This is a genomic window from Nocardia sp. NPDC058658, from assembly GCF_042716665.1.
In the GTDB taxonomy this organism is placed as follows: domain Bacteria; phylum Actinomycetota; class Actinomycetes; order Mycobacteriales; family Mycobacteriaceae; genus Nocardia.
Genome location: NZ_JBHXRR010000010.1, coordinates 37784 through 56492 on the forward strand (window position 1 = coordinate 37784; position 18709 = coordinate 56492).

24 protein-coding genes are annotated in these 18709 nt (G+C 66.3%); 16 read left to right on the top strand and 8 right to left on the bottom strand.

The genetic code is table 11. The annotated features are described in order from the left end of the window. Window positions 1-133 precede the first annotated feature (133 nt). From hisD to ACFWUP_RS16625, 6 genes are all read left to right on the top strand, one after another. On the top strand, window positions 134-1471 hold the full coding sequence (gene hisD, locus ACFWUP_RS16600) for a histidinol dehydrogenase (protein WP_379235083.1): 1338 nt from the start codon (window positions 134-136) through the stop codon (window positions 1469-1471). A 73-nt stretch (window positions 1472-1544) separates the two neighbouring features. Then, window positions 1545-2672, top strand: a complete 1128-nt coding sequence (locus tag ACFWUP_RS16605) for a histidinol-phosphate transaminase (protein WP_379235085.1) — start codon at window positions 1545-1547, stop codon at window positions 2670-2672. Between the two features lie 23 nt (window positions 2673-2695). Then, window positions 2696-3310 (top strand): imidazoleglycerol-phosphate dehydratase HisB, encoded by a 615-nt coding sequence (gene hisB / locus ACFWUP_RS16610; RefSeq protein WP_379235087.1) that lies wholly within the window; start codon window positions 2696-2698, stop codon window positions 3308-3310. After that, entirely contained in the window at window positions 3307-3936 is a 630-nt protein-coding gene (gene hisH, locus ACFWUP_RS16615) for an imidazole glycerol phosphate synthase subunit HisH (protein WP_379235089.1), read from the top strand. The genes hisB and hisH overlap by 4 nt, the downstream gene beginning before the upstream one ends. A gap of 56 nt (window positions 3937-3992) precedes the next feature. Further along, window positions 3993-4262: a DUF1778 domain-containing protein gene (locus ACFWUP_RS16620; protein WP_379235090.1), complete on the top strand. Its 270-nt coding sequence runs from the start codon at window positions 3993-3995 to the stop codon at window positions 4260-4262. Window positions 4263-4265: 3 nt separating this feature from the next. Further along, a complete protein-coding gene (locus ACFWUP_RS16625; RefSeq protein ID WP_379235092.1) occupies window positions 4266-4778 on the top strand; it encodes a GNAT family N-acetyltransferase in 513 nt (170 codons plus the stop codon). Window positions 4779-4831: 53 nt separating this feature from the next. On the opposite strand, the gene ACFWUP_RS16630 is transcribed toward ACFWUP_RS16625, so the two are convergent. From ACFWUP_RS16630 to ACFWUP_RS16640, 3 genes are read right to left on the bottom strand one after another with little or no spacing between them, the layout of a single operon-like run. Beyond that, the gene (locus ACFWUP_RS16630; RefSeq protein ID WP_379235094.1) at window positions 4832-5185 is read right to left on the bottom strand and encodes a cupin domain-containing protein; all 354 of its coding nucleotides are present in this window, start codon (window positions 5183-5185) and stop codon (window positions 4832-4834) included. Beyond that, window positions 5178-6134 carry an alpha/beta fold hydrolase gene (locus ACFWUP_RS16635; protein WP_379235096.1) on the bottom strand — a complete coding sequence of 319 codons (957 nt, stop codon included), beginning with the start codon at window positions 6132-6134 and terminating at the stop codon, window positions 5178-5180. The genes ACFWUP_RS16630 and ACFWUP_RS16635 overlap by 8 nt, the downstream gene beginning before the upstream one ends. Window positions 6135-6186: 52 nt before the next feature. Continuing rightward, window positions 6187-6963: a helix-turn-helix domain-containing protein gene (locus ACFWUP_RS16640; RefSeq protein ID WP_379235098.1), complete on the bottom strand. Its 777-nt coding sequence runs from the start codon at window positions 6961-6963 to the stop codon at window positions 6187-6189. Window positions 6964-7127: 164 nt separating this feature from the next. Between ACFWUP_RS16640 and ACFWUP_RS16645 the strand changes: the two genes are divergently transcribed. Both ACFWUP_RS16645 and ACFWUP_RS16650 read left to right on the top strand, forming a co-directional pair. Further along, the gene (locus ACFWUP_RS16645; protein WP_379235100.1) at window positions 7128-7685 is read left to right on the top strand and encodes a TetR/AcrR family transcriptional regulator; all 558 of its coding nucleotides are present in this window, start codon (window positions 7128-7130) and stop codon (window positions 7683-7685) included. Next, window positions 7682-8512, top strand: a complete 831-nt coding sequence (locus tag ACFWUP_RS16650) for an SDR family oxidoreductase (RefSeq protein WP_379235102.1) — start codon at window positions 7682-7684, stop codon at window positions 8510-8512. The genes ACFWUP_RS16645 and ACFWUP_RS16650 overlap by 4 nt, the downstream gene beginning before the upstream one ends. Window positions 8513-8549: 37 nt before the next feature. Here ACFWUP_RS16650 and ACFWUP_RS16655 read toward each other — a convergent pair whose 3' ends face one another. Then, on the bottom strand, window positions 8550-9131 hold the full coding sequence (locus ACFWUP_RS16655) for a Uma2 family endonuclease (RefSeq protein ID WP_379235104.1): 582 nt from the start codon (window positions 9129-9131) through the stop codon (window positions 8550-8552). A gap of 142 nt (window positions 9132-9273) precedes the next feature. On the opposite strand from ACFWUP_RS16655, the gene ACFWUP_RS16660 reads away from it, so the two are divergent. After that, the gene (locus ACFWUP_RS16660; RefSeq protein ID WP_379235106.1) at window positions 9274-10119 is read left to right on the top strand and encodes a DUF3137 domain-containing protein; all 846 of its coding nucleotides are present in this window, start codon (window positions 9274-9276) and stop codon (window positions 10117-10119) included. Further along, window positions 10116-10736 carry a LemA family protein gene (locus tag ACFWUP_RS16665; RefSeq protein WP_379235108.1) on the top strand — a complete coding sequence of 207 codons (621 nt, stop codon included), beginning with the start codon at window positions 10116-10118 and terminating at the stop codon, window positions 10734-10736. The genes ACFWUP_RS16660 and ACFWUP_RS16665 overlap by 4 nt, the downstream gene beginning before the upstream one ends. On the opposite strand, the gene ACFWUP_RS16670 is transcribed toward ACFWUP_RS16665, so the two are convergent. Continuing rightward, a complete protein-coding gene (locus ACFWUP_RS16670) occupies window positions 10712-11944 on the bottom strand; it encodes a DUF2786 domain-containing protein (protein ID WP_379235110.1) in 1233 nt (410 codons plus the stop codon). The genes ACFWUP_RS16665 and ACFWUP_RS16670 overlap by 25 nt on opposite strands. Before the next feature lie 232 nt (window positions 11945-12176). Between ACFWUP_RS16670 and ACFWUP_RS16675 the strand changes: the two genes are divergently transcribed. Beyond that, window positions 12177-12779: a maleylpyruvate isomerase family mycothiol-dependent enzyme gene (locus tag ACFWUP_RS16675; RefSeq protein WP_379235112.1), complete on the top strand. Its 603-nt coding sequence runs from the start codon at window positions 12177-12179 to the stop codon at window positions 12777-12779. Here the strand turns inward: ACFWUP_RS16675 and ACFWUP_RS16680 are convergent. Beyond that, complete coding sequence (locus ACFWUP_RS16680) at window positions 12772-13425, bottom strand: class I SAM-dependent methyltransferase (protein ID WP_379235114.1); 654 nt, start codon at window positions 13423-13425, stop codon at window positions 12772-12774. The genes ACFWUP_RS16675 and ACFWUP_RS16680 overlap by 8 nt on opposite strands. Before the next feature lie 338 nt (window positions 13426-13763). Here ACFWUP_RS16680 and ACFWUP_RS16685 point away from each other — a divergent pair, with 338 nt between their 5' ends. The 5 genes from ACFWUP_RS16685 to hisF all read left to right on the top strand — a co-directional run bounded on the left by ACFWUP_RS16685 (window position 13764) and on the right by hisF (window position 16667). Then, the gene (locus ACFWUP_RS16685; protein ID WP_379235407.1) at window positions 13764-14063 is read left to right on the top strand and encodes an ADP-ribosyltransferase; all 300 of its coding nucleotides are present in this window, start codon (window positions 13764-13766) and stop codon (window positions 14061-14063) included. After that, the gene (locus ACFWUP_RS16690) at window positions 14060-14206 is read left to right on the top strand and encodes a hypothetical protein (RefSeq protein ID WP_379235116.1); all 147 of its coding nucleotides are present in this window, start codon (window positions 14060-14062) and stop codon (window positions 14204-14206) included. The genes ACFWUP_RS16685 and ACFWUP_RS16690 overlap by 4 nt, the downstream gene beginning before the upstream one ends. A 102-nt stretch (window positions 14207-14308) precedes the next feature. After that, entirely contained in the window at window positions 14309-15040 is a 732-nt protein-coding gene (priA, locus tag ACFWUP_RS16695) for a bifunctional 1-(5-phosphoribosyl)-5-((5-phosphoribosylamino)methylideneamino)imidazole-4-carboxamide isomerase/phosphoribosylanthranilate isomerase PriA (RefSeq protein WP_379235117.1), read from the top strand. 8 nt (window positions 15041-15048) lie between these two features. After that, complete coding sequence (locus ACFWUP_RS16700; protein ID WP_379235119.1) at window positions 15049-15879, top strand: inositol monophosphatase family protein; 831 nt, start codon at window positions 15049-15051, stop codon at window positions 15877-15879. After that, entirely contained in the window at window positions 15876-16667 is a 792-nt protein-coding gene (gene hisF, locus ACFWUP_RS16705) for an imidazole glycerol phosphate synthase subunit HisF (RefSeq protein ID WP_379235121.1), read from the top strand. The genes ACFWUP_RS16700 and hisF overlap by 4 nt, the downstream gene beginning before the upstream one ends. Before the next feature lie 7 nt (window positions 16668-16674). Here hisF and ACFWUP_RS16710 read toward each other — a convergent pair whose 3' ends face one another. Both ACFWUP_RS16710 and ACFWUP_RS16715 read right to left on the bottom strand, forming a co-directional pair. Further along, window positions 16675-17466 (bottom strand): hypothetical protein, encoded by a 792-nt coding sequence (locus ACFWUP_RS16710; protein ID WP_379235123.1) that lies wholly within the window; start codon window positions 17464-17466, stop codon window positions 16675-16677. A gap of 79 nt (window positions 17467-17545) precedes the next feature. Continuing rightward, window positions 17546-18697: an acyl-CoA dehydrogenase family protein gene (locus ACFWUP_RS16715; protein WP_379235125.1), complete on the bottom strand. Its 1152-nt coding sequence runs from the start codon at window positions 18695-18697 to the stop codon at window positions 17546-17548. Between the last annotated feature and the right edge of the window lie 12 nt (window positions 18698-18709).

The window sequence follows — 18709 nt, forward strand, 5'->3', positions numbered from 1 at the left end:
AGTGGCTCGCCCGTGCTGTCTCGGTAGACCGTTCGGTTTGCTCGCGTGGGACGTGCTGGAAAAGCGATGGCGGGCGGGCATTAGGCTGGTAGCTGACCTTCAGGCCCAGCACAGAACAGGACCGTAACCCGATATGACTTCCCGCATCGAGCTCGCCCGCGTCGATCTGCGCGGTCGTACTCCTTCCGCTGCCGAGCTGCGCACCGCGCTGCCGCGTGGAGGGGTCGACGTGGACTCGGTGCTGCATCATGTGCGGCCGGTCGTCGAGGATATTCGCGATCGGGGTGCTGAGGCCGCGCTGGAATACAGCGAGAAGTTCGACGGGGTGCGGCCCGCTGTGGTGCGGGTGCCTGCCGCCGAGCTGGCCAAAGCTCTCTCCGAACTGGATCCGGCTGTTCGGGCTGCCCTGGAAGTCGCGATCGAGCGGACCCGGAAGGTGCACGCCGATCAGCGGCGCACCGACACGGTGACCGAGGTCGTGCCCGGTGGGACTGTGACCGAGAAGTGGCTGCCGGTGGAGCGGGTCGGGCTGTATGTGCCCGGCGGCAACGCTGTGTACCCGTCTTCTGTGGTGATGAACGTGGTGCCCGCGCAGGCCGCGGGTGTGGAGTCGCTGGTGGTGGCCTCGCCGCCGCAGGCGCAGTTCGGTGGGCTGCCGCACCCGACGATCATGGCGGCGGCCGCGCTGCTCGGTGTCGATGAGGTGTGGGCTGTCGGCGGGGCGCAGGCGGTGGCTTTGCTGTCCTACGGCGGTGTGGATACCGATGGTGGGGCGCTCGAACCTGTCGATCTCATCACCGGGCCCGGCAATATCTACGTCACGGCGGCCAAGCGGCTGTGCCGTGGGCTGGTCGGGATCGACGCCGAGGCCGGTCCTACCGAGATCGCGGTGCTCGCCGATGAGACTGCCGATCCGGTGCACGTTGCCGCCGATCTGATCAGTCAGGCCGAGCACGATGTGCTCGCGGCCAGTGTGTTGGTCACCGACTCCGTGGCGCTGGCCGATGCGGTCGATGCCGCGGTGAATGCGCAACTGGCCGTGGTGAAGCACAACGATCGGGTGCGGGAAGCGTTGTCGGGCAAGCAGTCCGGGATCGTGCTCGTCGACGACATCGCGCAGGGTCTGCTCGTTGTCAACGCCTACGCCGCCGAGCACCTCGAGATTCAGACTGTCGACGCGGCTGCGGTGGCGGGTCGGGTGCGCAGTGCCGGCGCGATCTTCGTCGGGCCGTGGGCTCCGGTCAGTCTCGGCGACTACTGCGCGGGCTCCAATCACGTGCTGCCGACCGCTGGTTGTGCGCGGCACTCCTCGGGGCTGAGCGTGCAGACGTTCCTGCGTGGCATCCACATCGTGGAGTACACCGAAGCGGCGTTGAAGGATGTCGCCGGACATGTTGTGGCCCTTGCCAATGCGGAGGATCTGCCCGCGCACGGTCAGGCTGTGCAGGCCCGATTCGAGGCACTGTCGTGAGCGAGCGTAGCGAGCGAATCATGTGCCAGCGCGCGGTGCGCATGCCGCAGCTGAGCGCCAGCGAGGCGGAGGCATGAGCACTCCGACCGTGCCCGGTGCTTCGGCGACGCTGGATCAGCTGCCGCTGCGCGATAACCTGCGGGGCAAATCTCCTTATGGCGCACCGCAATTGACGGTGCCGGTGCAGCTCAACACCAACGAGAACCCGCACCCGCCGAGCAAGGCGCTGATCAACGATGTCGCGGAATCTGTGCGGGCGGCAGCGGCTGATCTGCACCGGTACCCGGATCGGGATGCGGTCGCGTTGCGTCACGACCTGGCCGAGTACCTGACGCGTCAGACCGGTGTCGCCGTCGACACCGTGAATGTGTGGGCGGCCAACGGGTCCAACGAGATTCTGCAGCAGTTGTTGCAGGCGTTCGGTGGTCCCGGCCGTAGCGCATTGGGTTTCGTGCCGTCGTACTCGATGCACCCGATCATCTCCGAGGGCATCGACACCGAGTGGGTCGAGGCCAAGCGCAGCGGTGATTTCTCGCTCGATATCGACTATGCGGTAGCACAGATTATCGAACGTCGGCCTGACGTGGTGTTCGTGACGAGCCCCAATAACCCGACGGGCCACAGCATTCCGATCGACGAGCTCGAGCGGATTCTCGATGTTGCGCCCGGCATCGTCGTCGTGGATGAGGCCTACGGCGAGTTCTCGGCGGCACCCAGCGCGATCACGCTGATCGACAGGTTCCCGACCAAGCTCGTCGTCACCCGCACCATGAGCAAGGCATTCGCCTTCGCGGGTGGGCGCCTGGGTTATCTGGCGGCCTCGCCCGCGGTGATCGACGCGATTCTGCTGGTGCGGTTGCCGTATCACCTGTCGGTGGTCACCCAGGCCGCCGCGCGCGCGGCCTTGCGGCACGCTGACGAAACCCTCGGCAGCGTCGCGGAATTGGCGGCCCAACGCGACCGGGTCGCCGCTTCTTTGGTCTCGCTCGGCTTCGACGTGATTCCCAGCGACGCGAACTTCGTGCTGTTCGGCCGGTTCACCGACGCCGGGCAGGCGTGGCAGCACTACCTCGGCGCGGGCGTGCTGATCCGCGACGTCGGCATCCCCGGCTACCTGCGCGCCACCATCGGCCTGGCTGCCGAGAACGACGAATTCCTGCGCGTGAGCGGCGATATCGCGGGCACCGACCTTACTCACTGAATCCACCTGTGGAGGGACACATCATGAGCAGAACAGCGCGGGTGGAACGCGTCACCAAGGAATCCTCGATCCTGGTGGAGCTGAACCTCGACGGCACCGGGAAGACCGAGATCTCCACCGGTGTGCCGTTCTACGACCACATGCTGACCGCGCTCGGCGCGCACGCCGGGTTCGACCTGGTGGTGCGGGCCGAGGGTGACATCGAGATCGAAGCGCACCACACGGTCGAGGACACCGCGATCGTGCTCGGTCAGGCGCTCGGCCAGGCGCTGGGCGACAAGAAGGGCATCCGCCGCTTCGGTGACGCCTTCATCCCGATGGACGAGACCCTCGCGCACGCCGCCGTCGACGTGTCCGGTCGGCCGTACTGCGTGTTCACCGGCGAGCCGGAACACCTGGTGCACACCATCATTCCGAGTGCGGGCCCCGGTGCTTCGTACTCGACGGTGCTCAACAAGCACGTGTTCGAGTCGATCGCGCAGAACGCCCGTATCGCGTTGCATGTGCGGGTGCTCTACGGGCGCGACCAGCACCACATCACCGAGGCCGAATTCAAGGCTGTAGCAAGGGCTTTGCGCGCTGCCGTCGAAATCGACCCTCGCGTGAGCGGTGTGCCGTCCACGAAGGGTGTGCTGTGAAAACCGTTGTGCTGCTGGACTATGGCTCCGGCAACCTGCATTCGGCCGAACGCGCGCTGGTGCGGGCGGGTGCGCAGGTGGAGGTCACCGCCGACCCCACCGCCGCGCTGGCCGCCGACGGACTCGTCGTCCCCGGTGTCGGCGCGTACGCGGCGTGCATGGCCGGGCTGCTCGAGGTGCGCGGTGACCGGATCATCGGCCAGCGCCTCGCCGGTGGGCGTCCTGTGCTGGGCATCTGCGTCGGGATGCAGATCATGTTCGACCGTGGGGTCGAGTTCGGTGTGGAGACCGAAGGGTGCGGTGAATGGCCGGGCGTCGTCGCCGGGCTCGACGCGCCCGTCCTCCCGCACATGGGCTGGAACACGGTGAAGGCTCCCGCCGACAGCACCCTGTTCGCCGGCATGGCCGCCGACACCCGCTTCTACTTCGTCCACTCCTACGCCGCCCAGCAGTGGGAACTCCCCGAGAACGAGCACATAGCGCCGCCGAAACTCACCTGGGCCGAGCACGGTGTGCCGTTCCTGGCCGCCGTCGAGAACGGGCCGTTGTCGGCTACCCAGTTCCACCCGGAGAAGTCCGGGGATGCGGGTGCGCAGCTGCTGCGGAACTGGATCGGGTCGCTGTAGGCGCGGTTCCCGGGAATTTGTACGGTAAATATCCGTACAGTGGCTACACTAGGCCTATGGGAGCCAAGACCGAACGCGCGGAGTTCCGCGTCGACGACGCGCTGCGGGCGAAGCTGCAGCGCGCCGCGGAGCTGGTGCACGAGCAGCAGTCGGAGTTCATCCGTCGCGCGGTGTTCGAACGTGCCGAGCGAATTCTGGCGCAGGAACTGATCACCGTCATGTCGGCGGAACAGTTCGACGCACTGCTGGACTCGCTCGATGAAGCCGATGCCGCTCCAGAGCTGGCCGAGTTGGCCCGCCGCCCGCGCGCCTTCAAGCGACGGTGATCGGTGACCGCACAGTTCGTTTCGACGCGATTGGCGGAAGACCACGACCTGTCGACCTTCGACAGCGGGCAGGCGACGTTGGATGACTGGTTACGTTCGATGGCGCAGCGGGCATGCGTATCGGGTACTGCCCGGGTGTACGTGTGGACTCCTGAGGGTGAGCAGAAGGTCGTCGCGTATTTCGCGCTGACGCCCACGCTGGTCAATCGCGACGAAGACGGGGTGCCGAGCGGGGCTGCGGGCGGGGTGTCGAGGATCCCGGGATACCTGATCCGGAGATTGGCACTGGATCGTTCGTTCCAAGGGCAGGGATTCGGTGCGGAACTTCTCTACGACGCCGTTTCCAAGGCCGTCGCGGCCGCGGAGGTAGGTGGTGGCCGACTGATCGTCGTAGATGCGATCGACGACGCGGCCGCGCAGTTCTACCGTAAATACGCTTTCACGCCGGTGCGCAATACACCGCGCAGGTTGGTCATGAAGATCGCGACTGCTCGTAACGCGCTCGGCATCGGCTGAGATGGCGTTGGCCGGCCGCTGCCGAAAGGGCGCGGTTGTTGGGTCGCTGTAGTTCAGGCGGTGTGCGGGTCGTCGGCCGTCGACTCGACGGTCTCGCCCGGGGTGTAGAACATCTCCACGACATTGTCGATGTCGAGGTGACGATGCCAGTGGCCCTTGGGCACGATGGCGAATTGTCCTGCGGTGAGCGGGATTCGGTGACGGTCGGTATCGGTGAGGATCTCGACCGTCACGCTGCCTTTCAGGACCATCAGCAGCTCGTCGGTGTCGGGGTGCAGTTCCCAGTCCGAGGACTCGAGTTCGTCGCCGAAGTACATGCAGAACGCGCCGTCGTTGAATGTGGCGAGTTCGCGGAAGTCGAACGGATCGAGATTCGCCGCGAGGGCGATGGGGTCGTGGTTACGCATGGTTGGTTCCTTCTTCGGTCATGGCGCGGGCCGGGTCGCCGGCGAGGAAGTCACGGACCAGCGCTGCGCAACGGGACGCATCGTCGAACCAAGGGGCGTGGCCGCCCGCAACGGTGACCAGGTGCGCGCCGGGGATCTTCGCTATGGAAGGTCGTGCCTGGTCGGGTGCGCACATGACGTCGTCTTCGCCCCAGACGAACAGCGGCGCGGTGGTGATCCGGGCGAGTTCGTTGTCGGTGAGGATGTTCTCGGGGCGTGCGGTCGCGCCGTCGATCAGGCGGCGCAGCAGGGCACGGTAGGACGCGGCTTGCCCTGGTAGACGCAGGGGTAGGCGGTGCAGGTCGAGCATGTCGGCCGACATCGCGCGTGCCGCGTTCGCGCCGATGGCCTCGGTGAGGGCGAAACGAGCGATGAACGGTGGGGACGGTAGTTGCATCAGGCTCTGTTCGAGTCGGCCCCGGATCGGGGAGGTCAGGGATTCGAACTCGGCGATGACGCGGGTGCCGGGCAAGGCGGTGGCGGGTGTTGCGACGATCGCCGCTCGCGAGACGCGGTCGGGTGCGTCGAGCATTGTCCAGAGGGTGAACAGGCCGCCCAGGGAGCTGCCGACGAAGGCGGCCTGTTCGATGCCGAGTGCGTCGAGAGTGCCGGTGACAACGTCGACTGCCAGTTCGCGGACCGGTCGGCCCTGCCAGGTGTAGGGCGGTGCGAGGCTGTGGCCGGGGAGGTCGATGAGGATGTGGCGGAAGCCGGGTAGGCCGGCGATCAGGGGTGCCATGCCCATGGCGGGTGCCGAGATGCCGTTCATGTGGATCAGCGGTTCACCCTCGCCGGTGGTCAGGACACGAACCGCGGGGTTGCTTTGTGCCAGTGGGTGTTCGGTGATCGTCAGTCCGTAGGTGGCGGCGACGCGCTGTTCGGCGGCGCGGATCCGTTGCTCGAGTCTCATGCGACTACTGTCCGGTTCGCGGCGGGCGGCGTCTTGGACGAATGTTCGCCGATCAGTTCGTCGCTAGTGCGCCGGGGGTGATTCCGGCGAAGGCGGACATGTCGCGGTGGAGGTGGGATTGATCCGAATAACCGCATGCCGCAGCGACTTCGGCGGGGGATCGGCCAACCGACAGCAGGTCGAACGCACGGCGGAACCGGACCACCATCGCCGCTCGCTTGGGCGTCACACCGATCTGCGCAGTGAACCTCGACCACACGCGTTGCCGACTCCACCCGGTCAGCTCGGCCAGCTCCCTGACCTGCACGGCACCCTTGTCCGCGACGATCCGCTCCCAGCACGCGACGACTTCGGAATCAGCTGTCCTCGTTGTTTCCGTGGCGGCGAGAAACTTCGTGGTCACCGCGAATCGTTCTGCCCACGTTGCTGTTTCGGACAACTGCTCACGCAACAGTGCTGCCCCCGAACCCCAGATATCCGCTAGCCCGGCCACCGTGCCGTCCAGGTCGGCCGGACCGACACCGAGCAGGCGGTAGGCGGCGATCGGCGACATCCGCAACTCGACGCACTCGACGCGCTCGGCACGGACATGACGAATACCGGGGACGAGACCAGCGACCAACCCATCGAATACAGGCTGGTCAGGGCCTTCCACGGTCAACGGACTGTTCCCGAACTGGATCGCCACAGTGACCTCCGGCCGCGCGAAAATCCGCATATCGCACCCCACGGACCCCCGATCACGAAACCCGTCCATCGAGACGCCAGCCATCGCCATCGCTGTCGACTTCGCCAGGTCCCAGCCGCCATCCAGCTCCTGTTCGGACATGATCGGCCGCACATACCGAGCGTACGAGCGAAGTTGCGGGCCTGGCAACGAGCCCCAGCCGCCGAACTTCGTATACTCCTACCGTATGGTGATACGGTAGGAGGATGACGATAGCTGCAGAGGGATCGCGTCGCCGTCGTGCTGGTGGTGAAAGGCGGAAGCGCGTGCTGGACACCGTGGTCGACATTGTCGTTGCACGCGGGTTCGCGAATACCAGGTTCAGCGATGTCTCCGAGGCGAGCGGCGTCGCCGTGAGCACCCTGCAGGGTTACTTCGGTTCTCGTGAGGACATGCTGGTCGAGGCACTGCGTCGATCGACAGCCCTGGAAGTAGCGGAGATGGAATCGATGACCGCGGGCCTGGACGACGATCCATGGGCACGGTTGGTGGCGTTGACCGAGCGTGGGCTCGGCACTCCGGTGCCGGTCTGGCGGATGCTGATGGAGTTCTGGACGGCGGCGGCGCACGACGACGAGCTGCGCGAGCATGCCGCCGGGCTGGCCGCGCTCTATCGACGGCCATTCGACGAAGCGGTCGCCGACGGCATCGCCGGTGGCATGTTCCACTGCCGCAGAAGCGCCACAGCGATAGTCGACGTTGCGGTCGGTGCGATGGACGGACTGTTGTACCCGCGTGTGCTCGGGCACATGCGTACGGAGCCGCAGGAGTACACGGAAGTGGTGTTGGACCAGCTCGCGGCTTGTCTTGGGGTGACCCGTTGACGATCTTGGTCACCGGCGCCACGGGCAAGGTCGGCCGCCACGTCCTCGCCCAACTGGCCGAGTCGGGATACCCGACGCGGGCAGCATCGCGGCGGGCGCCTATCGGGTTCGACTGGACCGAACCCGACACGTGGGGGCGAGCGCTCGCCGGTGTCGAAAAGATCTTCACGGTCGTACCCGGCGGGGACGACGGACATCGATCCGTGCGCGGGCTCGGTGCACGCACCTGCGCTTTCCTGGATATGGCACAGGACGCCGGTGTCACCACCGTGGTGCTGATGACAGCGATGGGAATGCAGTACGCGCCGACATCCGTCGAACAGCGCGCCGTGGAACTCCACCTGCAGAACACCGATATGCGGTGGACGATCCTGCGACCCAACTGGTTCTTCCAGAACCTCACCGAGGGCCCGCTCCGCGACTTGGCGACTGCGGGAGACGGTGTGCTGCGGCTGCCCACCGGCGGCGCGAGGGTGAGTTTCATCGACGCCGAAGATATTGCGGCATGCGCTGTTACAGCCCTCGTCGGTGACCACAGTGCGCGCGAGTTCGACCTGACCGGCGCCGAAGCGTTGACGTTCTCCGAAGTCGCCGCGCTCACTGCCCGATCGCGAATCCCCCTCTTCGGATACGAGGATTCGACTGTCCAGCAGTTTCACGCTCTCGCCTCGCGATTGGGCTGGCACCACGAATACATCACCACCCTCGCCGGGCTGTTCGACGCCATCGCCTCCGGCGCCAACGCACCTGTTGTCCCGGACGCTTCCGACCTCCTGGGCCGACCGACCCGGCGACTGTCGCAGTTCGTCGCAGAAGCCACGCCATGATCCGCGCGCGGCAAATCGTTGAGCAAGTCGCGTGAGGTCAGTCGACCCAGTCGAGGAGTGGGGTGGTGTCGACTGTGATGCTGATCGGGTCCGGGAGGGGGACGGCGCGCCCGAAGGCGTATCGGCGAGTCTCCTGGTATCGCCCGCCGTCCGGCTCGCTGTACAGGACGATTTCGGCGGTGTCTCGGTCGACGAGGAGGTAGAGCGGAATGCCGGCCTCGGCGTATGCCGTCGGCTTTTCCACCCGGTCTCGTTTGTTGGTGTCCGAATCGTGGGAGGTGACCTCGACGGCCATCACGGTGTCACGCGAGGGCGCCCACTCGCCGTGTCCGACGAACGCGTCCAGCGGCGCGACCACTTCGTCCGGGCGGGCACGGCTGTCACGGTATTCGTTGATCTTCAGTCCCTGTCCTTGGTGTAGAAACAAGCCAGGAGCCAACGGCATGAGAAGCAGCAAAAGCCAGTTGATGATGCGGTTGTGATCACCGTCCGGCGCGGTCTTGAACCCCAGCTTTCCGTCGATGTACTCGAGCTGCAGCGCATCTGTGGTTCGTTCGACCGCTGCGGCGATCGCTTCGAAATCCGTAGTGGTGACGGGATCGTGGTGTACCGCCGTCATAATCCACCTCCTGATTCGCAATACTACCTGCGCCGATGCTCCCGCGACCCTGGATAAAGGCTGGCGTAAAGAAGTCTGCAAGCCGTCGCTGCGATCGTTCACGCGTCCTCTTCTCGGAGGCGCGTCGATGGTAGGAGAGATTGTGGGCGAGACGGTTGGTGGTCGGCGGGCGGGCGGGAGTGATCCGTTCTGGGCGGGGCCGCGGTTCCTCAATGTGGTGACGGCGGTGACCTTTGTTGTCCTGGCGATCCTGCAGTACGTGTGGTGGCGCGACCACGGTCGCCCGTTCTCGTGGGTCTTGCTGCTCGCGACACCGGCGTTGGCGTTCCTGCCTGCGGGGATCGTCGTGAAGGCTTTTCGCAAGCGCTGGACCGCGCGGTGGGCCGACGAGCACGGATTCGTGTATCACCGCGCGACCGGATGGGCGGTGCCCGAGTGGGACTTTCCGCCGTTCACTATCGGTCGGGCACGGCGCTTTCGGGTCCGTGACGGGATGCAGGGCATGATCGGCAACTATCCCGCCCGCCTGTTCCATCTGACGTGGCTCAACAACAACAAGATCAACGTCAGCACCCACTACCGCAATGTGTTCATCCTCGATCTTCCCGTGGCGCTGCCCCGGCTGACGATGGGGCCGACGTTGGACACGTCCACCGGTGATCAGGTGGAGTTCGAATCCGCGGACTTCAACAAGCACTTCTCGGTGCATTCGTCGAATCCGGCGTTCGCACATGCGGTTTTCACCCCGCGCACGATCGAGCAACTGGTGAACCTCGGGACGTACCTGCCGACGGCGGCACTGACCAAGTTCGAAATCGTCGGCAACCAGCTGGTGGGGGTCAGCATCCTCGGCAATCGAACCCGCGAGATCGACACAGTGTTCGAGGCGATGCGGATTGTCACCGAGGGCATCCCCAGATTCGTCTGGACCGACTACGCAACCCCGGCCTATCTGGCGGAGCACGTCAGAGAACGGAATTTCGCATGAGTACCGGTGTCATCATCGCTGTTGTCGTCGTGGGGCTGATCGTGGTCCTGTGGTATTTCGCCGCCTACAACGACTTCGTGCGGCTGCGGAATCTGGTCGCCGAATCGTGGAAACAGATCGACGTCGAGCTGCAGCGTCGCCACGACCTGGTACCGAATCTGGTCGCCACCGTGGAGCGGTCCGCGGCCTTCGAGCGCGGTACCTTGGCGGCGGTGATCGAGGCGCGAAACCGGGCGCGGGCGCTCACCGGGACCGCGGGGGATGTTGCCTCGGTCGCCGACGCCGAGAACGCCCTGACCACGGCGCTGGGGCGCGTGCAGATGCTCGCCGAGCAGTACCCCGAGCTGGGAACCGTGCGCAACTACGCGGCACTACAGCGCGAACTGGCCGACCTCGAAGACCGGATCGCGGCGTCCCGGCGCCTGTACAACGCGAATGTCCGTGCCCTCAACACCAAGGTCGAATCCGCGCCCGCCATGCTGGTCGCTTCGCTGCATCACGTGTCCGCGGTCGAGTACTTCGAACTCAGCGAGGCGCAGGCGCGAGCTGTCATCGACGTCGACCAGCTGTTCAGCGATCGGACGGACGCTGGTCAACGTTTGTCGAAACAGGCTTGATCGGCGGCTTCGGTGCCTGCGGTCCAGCCTTCGGCGCTGCGGATGGTGATGCCTCGGGAGCGGACGGTGGGGAAGTAGGTGTCGAAGGCTTGGTCTACTCGTTGTTGGTGGGAGGCGAGGACCGGGAGTAGCTGGGTGGGGGCGTTGGCGATGGTCGCTTCGGCGGCTTTGGTGAGGAGTTCGCCGATTCTGGTGGCGTAGGCGGTGAGGAAGGCTTTGCGATAGTGGCGGGAGCGGGATTCGTCGGTGGTGGCGTTGTCGATCATCGCGCGGGTGGCTTGGACCAGAAGTGAGGTGGACAGGATTTCTACCGCGTCGAGGTCGGTGTCGTCGCCGACAACGGTGACGAAACCCCACTCGGCTACGAAGATCGCGCGGGCACGGTTGGCTCGGGTGACCATGTCGATCAGGAGGGCCTTGGCGTCGGTGTAGGGGGTTTCGAGCCAGATTCGGCGGGCCGCGGGGAGATCGGGGGCGGTCTGCTGGGAGTGGAGCAGGGCGCGGTCGATGGCGTATTTGGTCATGAGTTCCTGTGCCTTCGCGGAGAGGGTTTCCGCTTCTTCGGCGAAGGAGGTGGACTCGGCTTTGGCCAGCAGACCGCGGACTCGGCCGAGGGTTTTCTCGTCGACGTGATGGTGGGTGGTGTGACGACGGGTGCCGGGCAGTGGGGCGATCTGCTCGAGTTTCGGGAGCTGGATCAGCAGGGCGAAGGCGCTCAGGGCTGCGGTGAGGGCCTCTTCGGGGGTGAGCAGGGCGCGGTCGGCCCACTGGTCGAGGTGGGGGTGCGTGGGTGTCCACCACACGGCGGCGGCCAGTTCGGTCAGTTGCGACTGCCAGATCTCGTCGACGGATTCGGCGGGGAAATCGGCGCGGTGCTCGGCCATCAGGTCGGTCAGGTACGCGGTGGCGAACTCGTCGACCCGCCTGCGCGCGGCCTCGTGGATGTCGGCGGGGAGCCAGCCGAAGTCGAAGGCGCGGGCGATGATTCGTTGTCCGGCGAGCTGAACGCCGGCAGCCAACTCCGCGCCCGTCACCTGGTCGATGAATCGATCGATCGCGTTCTTGTCGCCCTGGGCAGCGAGGAAGGCGACGGTCGCGATGGCGTCGGCGACCTGTGCTGGGTCACCGGAAAGCGCTTGTTCGACCGGAAGTCCGGGAGCTGCTGCCGGTTTACGACCGGTGCGACGTCGACGATTCTGCTTGGCCAAGGGGTGCGGGGTCCTGTTCGTGGGTGCTACCCGCGATGGGTGGCGGCGCGACGTTCGCGGCGTCCATTGTCGCGCATCGGCCTCGGTGGAGTCGCACGTCATGCACGCGATGTCGTCGCACCGGTGCGGGTCAGTCGATCGCGCCGGATCGCCACGCTGTCATCGCTTCTGGGGCAAGGAAATCCGACTGTAGGCGGATTCGGTGCGTGGCCGTGGTACCTAGAGTTGCGGTATGAGCTATCGGGGGATGTTGGCCGCGGAACGGGCCGAAATGATCGAACTGTTGCGCGGGCTGACCGACGAGGAATGGGAAACGCCGTCGCTGTGTGGCGGTTGGCGAGTGCGCGATGTCGTCGGGCACCTGCTGACCGACACGGTCGGACCGGTGCGGTACCTGGCCGCCGCGGTGAAGAACCGCGGATCGGTCGATCGCCTCAACAACGCGATCGCCGCCTCGTTCGCCGACCTGCCGACCACCCGGCTGGTGGACGAATTCGAGCACAACGCGGGCCGCCTGTCGAAATTCTCGCCGCGTCTGGCCCTGTCGGACCTGATGGTGCATCAGCAGGACATCCGCCGCCCACTCGGCCGCCCCCGAACGATCCCCGCCGATCGCCTCACCGCGGTGCTGTCCTACCCCGACCCCTTCGCCTTCCCCGGCAAATACACCAAGGGGCTGCGCTTCACGGCTACCGACGTCACATGGACCTCGGGGGTCGGCCCGGAAGTCCGCGGCCCGGGCGAGGCCATCGCCCTGGCCGTCGTCGGTCGCACCGCCGCCCTCGACGACCTCACCGGCGACGGGCTTCCCGAACTTCGCCGTCGAATCAGCTGAGACCGCTGGGCTTGTCGAAGATGAGGGTGTAGCGCCAGAACAGTCGACGGCGGATCCGGGAACCTGGGAGTTCCGCGGCTGCGGCGGCCCGGATTTCGGCCAAGGTTTCCGTCGGATCTGTGGTGGGTGCAGTCATGTGGAGAGGTGTCGATGTCGCGCGGGTCGGGTGCTTGATCATGCCCATGACGGGGTTGGCGACAACGGCGGGGAGTGTGGCGAGGAAGTCGGCGGGGCTCGCTGCGCGGTAGCAGCCGACGATGACAAGGCGTCCTCCCGGTGTGAGGCTGTCACGCAGTTCGCGCAGCGTCGATAGCAGTGGCATGTGGTGCAGTACGGCGACCAGGGTGATGGCGTCCCAGCGCTGGTGCGGGTCGCGTCCACTGAAATCCGTGCGGCAGATAGTGACAGCGAGGTCATCGGCGAAGCGGTCGGCCGCCACGGCGCAGGTGGTCGGATCGGGCTCGAATCCCGTCACCGTGACGGCGTTGTCACGAAGTCTGGCGATGAGATTGCCTGTGCCGCAACCGACATCGAGGGCGTTACGAGCTCCGGCGGCCGCAACGCGGTCGGCAACCCACCGGCCGTAATGATCGTTGTGACTCCACGGATGCCGCTGGTTCAACTTCCGCAATGGGGAAAGGGGCATACCTCCATCGTGCTGGACGCTGCCACCCGAATACAGGCAGTCGATAGCAGTCGCGATACTCGTCACATGCCAGGGGAGAGCAGTGAATTCGACATCGTTCCATTCGCTGAGGCCGCGCTGGCCGGTCAGGAATCGACTCGGCTCACGCAGGAGGAGCGGGATTCGATCGAGGCGTACGCACTGGGTGGGTACGAGTTGATCAATGGTGCGCTACACGGCGTGGTCCCGATGTCGGCTGCTCTGGCACGGCGATCGGTTCGATTCGCTCTGGGCTGCGCCGATATCCACTCCCGATTGCCGTTCGGGTCAGCAGGGAAGTTGATGCCGCGATCTACGGGATTCACGATGCGGAATCCGCGAGGGCGGTGGTCGACGGCGAGTTCATCGAGCTGGGGTTCTGGTCGACCTCTGGGTCTTCGATACCGCCGCATTCCTCGCGACTCACCGATCCGGTGATTTTGGAACTTGTTGTTCCGGCCGGTACACCTGCCCTACGTCTGGGAGATCTCGCTGAGTTTCCCGCAGAGCGTGAGGTGCTGGTCATCGACGCACGAAGCTACTTCGTTGTCGACGTAGGTTTCGACTACAGGCGTAAGATGTGGCGCATTCGAGCAACTGTCAGGGAGGTCGACTCGTGAGCGCGCTGACCGGGGATGAGATGCGACCTGTTCGCGTTCCGCTGACTCCGCAGCAGGTGGAACAGCGTCGAAGGGAAGCCAAGAAGATCTTGGCGGCGGCACGGTCTGAACAGCTGCCGGTCGACCTGCATAAAGGCAGCTAGCTGTCTGGGTAGATCAGCTCGCAGATGCGGGAGGAGTGACACGGGCCTCACCCGTCGCGGACCGTTGCGGGGACGGGGACGCAGACCTACTAGTCTGAATGGGTGAGTCTTGTGTTGTTGCCCGCTGTCGATGTCGCCAATGGTGAGGCCGTGCGCCTTGTGCAAGGGGAGGCCGGTAGCGAAACGAGCTATGGGTCGCCTCGGGACGCGGCGTTGGCGTGGCAGCAGGCGGGGGCCGAATGGGTGCATCTGGTTGACCTCGATGCGGCGTTCGGTAAGGGGAGTAATCGGGACCTGATCGCGCAGGTCGTCGGTGAGCTCGATGTGAAGGTCGAACTGTCCGGCGGTATTCGCGACGACGATTCGCTGAAGGCCGCGCTGGCCACCGGGTGTGCTCGGGTGAACATCGGGACCGCGGCGATCGAGGATCCGCAGTGGTGTGCGCGGGTGCTCGGTGAGTACGGGGACCGGATCGCGGTCGGGCTCGACGTCAAGCAGATCGACGGGCAGTGGCGGTTGCGTGGTCGCGGGTGGGTGACCGACGGCGGTGACCTGTGGGAGGTGCTCGAACGGCTCGAGCGCGACGGTTGTTCGCGCTATGTCGTCACCGACGTCTCCAAGGACGGCACGCTGACCGGGCCCAACCTCGAGCTGCTCAGTGATGTCGCCAATGCCGCCGAGGCGCCCGTGATCGCCTCCGGCGGGATCTCGGTGCTCGACGATCTCGTCGCCATCGCGGGTCTGACCGGCGAGGGTGTGGAGGGCGCGATCATCGGCAAGGCGTTGTACGCGGGCCGGTTCACGCTGCCCGAAGCCCTGGCCGCGGTGCGCTGACGCCGCCGATGACCACTGCGCCGAGCACCGCCGAACTGACCGACCTGCTGGCCGTCGCCACCCAGATCCTGGACGGGGTGGTGCCGCGGTTCGTCGAAGGACTCGGCGCGCCGAGCGCAGTCACCAAGGGCCGCAACGACTTCGCCACCGAACTCGACCTCGAGCTCGAACGCACCATCTCGGCCGAGCTGCAGCAGCGCACCGGGATCGCGGTGCACGGCGAGGAATTCGGCGGGCCCGCACTGACTTCGGGCACGGCCTGGGTGCTCGACCCGATCGACGGCACCTTCAATTACTCCTCGGGCCATCCCATGTCGGGCACCCTGCTGGCACTGGTGCACGAGGGTGAGCCGGTGATCGGACTGACCTGGCTGCCCATGCTCGGGCGTCGCTATGCCGCGGTGTCCGGCGGGCCGGTGTATCTCGACGGGATGGCGCTGCCGCCGCTCGAACCGGCCAAGCTGTCGGACTCGATGATCGGGTTCGGGGCCTTCAACCTCGACTCGGCGGGCCGCATCCCCGGCCAGTTCCGCTTCGACCTGCTCGGTGCGCTGAGCAGGCTGTCCTCGCGGGTGCGCATGCACGGCGCGACCGGTATCGACCTGGCGTTCACCGCGTCCGGTGCGCTCGGTGGCGCGGTCGTGTTCGGGCATCATCCGTGGGACAACGCGGCCGGGGTCGCGCTGGTGCGCGCCGCGGGTGGCGTGGTCACCGACCTGGCCGGCGCGCCGTGGACGATCACCTCGGGGTCGGTGCTGGCCGCCGCACCGGGCGTACACCAGGAACTGCTCGAAATGATCTGCACCGTCAGCGAAGAAGAACGAGGGACATCATCATGAGCATCACCGCGCCGAGCACCTTGGCGGTCCGCGTGATCCCGTGCCTGGACGTCGACGCGGGCCGCGTGGTCAAGGGCGTGAACTTCCAGAACCTGCGCGACGCGGGCGACCCGGTGGAACTGGCCGCGACCTACGACGCCCAGGGCGCCGACGAGCTGACCTTCCTCGACGTCACCGCCTCCACCGGCGACCGCGCCACCATGCTCGACGTGGTGACCCGCACCGCCGAACAGATTTTCATCCCGCTCACCGTCGGCGGCGGCGTGCGCACGGTCGAAGACGTCGACCGGTTGCTGCGCGCGGGCGCTGACAAGGTATCGGTGAACACCGCCGCCATCGCCCGCCCCGAAGTGCTCTTCGAGATGTCGCAGCGCTTCGGCGCCCAGTGCATCGTGCTCTCGGTCGACGCGCGCACCGTGCCCGACGGCCAGCCCGACACCCCCTCCGGCTGGGAGGTCACCACCCACGGCGGCAAGCGCGGCACCGGCATTGACGCCGTCGAATGGGCCATCCGCGGCGCCGAACTGGGCGTGGGCGAGATCCTGCTGAACTCGATGGACGCCGACGGCACCAAAGCTGGTTTCGACCTGCCGATGATCACCGCGGTCCGCGCCGCGGTGCGGGTCCCGGTGATCGCCAGCGGCGGCGCGGGCGCGGTCGAGCACTTCCCGCCCGCCGTCCAGGCCGGTGCCGACGCGGTGCTGGCCGCCAGCGTCTTCCACTTCGGCGACCTCACCATCGGTCAGGTGAAGGACGCGATGCGAGCGGACGGCATCACCGTCCGCTGACATCAACTCAGGCCCGACCGCCCCGCAGCCGGGTGAGTGCGGCGTCGGGCACCACCTCGCAGGGCAGCATGAAGCCCTGAGTTCCGTTGGGCTGCAGGAACACTACGTCGCCGAGGACCTTGACCCGTTTGATGTCGGCATAGCGGTTGGCGACTGCTCCGCTGGTCTGCTGCAGATGCATCGTGTCGTGGGTGTAGCGCGCGGTGATCCGGTGTCCGGGTCCGGCCACGGCGGTGAATTTCGGGCTGACTCTGACCAGCTGCCAACCCGTGATCAGGATGACGCACACGAGCTCGAAGCCGAGCACGATGAAGAACGCGCCCATCATCTCGCCGAATTCGGCATCGCCGCCATTGCTCACCAGCGAGATGGTTCCGCGCGCGAGCAGGAACGCGGGAATCGCGAACAGTATCCCCAACTTGGCGGGGAGCAGCCAGTTGACCCAGGCGGCGCCACGGCTCAGGCGGCGAGCGGTCTTGTCGTCACAGACATAGGTGACCTCGATGGACCCATCGGCCTGCTGACCTGACCCGAACTGCTGCGGGTGACCCGACCGATTCCCCTGTTCCGGATAGCCCGGCTGTTGCGGGTGAACCGGCTGCGCGCCAGGCAGATTCGCCTGCGGCGGGTAACCGGGCTGTTGTGGGTGAGCGGGTTGCGCACCAGGGTGATTCGCCTGCGGCGGATAGCCGGGCTGATACGCCTGTTGCGGGTAGCCGGGTTGGTAAGCCTGTTGCGGGTAGCCGGGCTGGTAGGCCGGTTGCGGGTGGCCCGGCTGGTATGGCTGTTGCGGATGCATGAAAATCCCCCTCCGTCAGAACTTCGATCGCCGCGATAGTAGGCAGCGCCCGGGTGGACTGTCGAATCGTTACCCGATCTCACAACCCCATGTCGGCGGCGATGATCGTGCGCAGGACCTCGCTGGTGCCGCCCATGATGCGGTCGATTCGGTGGTCGGCGTAAAGGCGAGCGATGGGGGAGTCCGCGAGATAGCCTATGCCGCCGTGTAATTGGAGGCAGCGGTCGATGACTCGGCCTGCTGATTCGGTGCAGAAGAGTTTGGCCGATGCGGCGTCGGCGGGGGTGAGGTCGCCGTAGTCGTGGGCGGTGAGGGCTCGGTCGACTACTGCTTCGATGGCGTCGACTTCGGTTCGGCAGGCGGCCAATTCGAACTTCGTGTTCTGGAAGCTTGCCACCGTCGATGCCGTGCGTTCGGTGGTGAAGCGGTGAGCGAAGCGGACCGCGGCTCTGGCCTGGGCGTGGGCGCCGACGGCGATGGACAGGCGTTCGCGGGGCAGTTGTGCGGCGAGATGGGTGTCGGCGCGATGCGCGTCGCCGAGACGGTCGGTGACCGGCACTCGGACGTCGGTGAAGGTGAGTTCGGCTGTGCCGGAAAGCTTTCGACCGAGGGTGTCGAGGGCGCGGCCGACCCGGTAGCCGGGCGCGGTGGCGTCGACGACCAGCAGGGACAGGCCGTAGGTCGGGTCTTCGGTGTTCGGGGCAGCGGTGCGCGCGCACACGATCACGCGGTCGGCGTGCACGCCGCCGGTGACGAAGGTCTTCGAACCGTTGAGCAGGTATTCGGTGCCGTCGAGCGACAGTGGCGCGGTGGTCCGCATGTCCGACGGTTCGGCGCCGGTGCCCGGTTCGGCGACCGCGAGCGCGAACATCGTTTCGCCGGTGACGGATCCGGGCAGCCAGCGCCGCCGCTGTTCGGTGGTCGCCAGGTCGTCGATCAGCGGCAGGCAGCGGGACACATGGGTGCTCGCACTGCCGAAAGAGACTGCGGCGCGGGCGATCTCCTCGGCGACCACCGCCTGATGCCGGAACGAATCGAGACCGCGACCGCCGTGTTCGACGGGCACTTCCAAGCCGAGGATGCCGAGTTCGCCGAGCCGGTAATAGAATTCGCGCGGCACCAGTCCGTCGTCGTTCCACCTGCTGAAGCTCGGCACGACTTCGGCGTCGATGAACGCGCGCATCGTCGCCCGGAACGTGCGGTGTTCGCCGTCGAAAACGGTTCTGCGCATGGGAGATTCCTT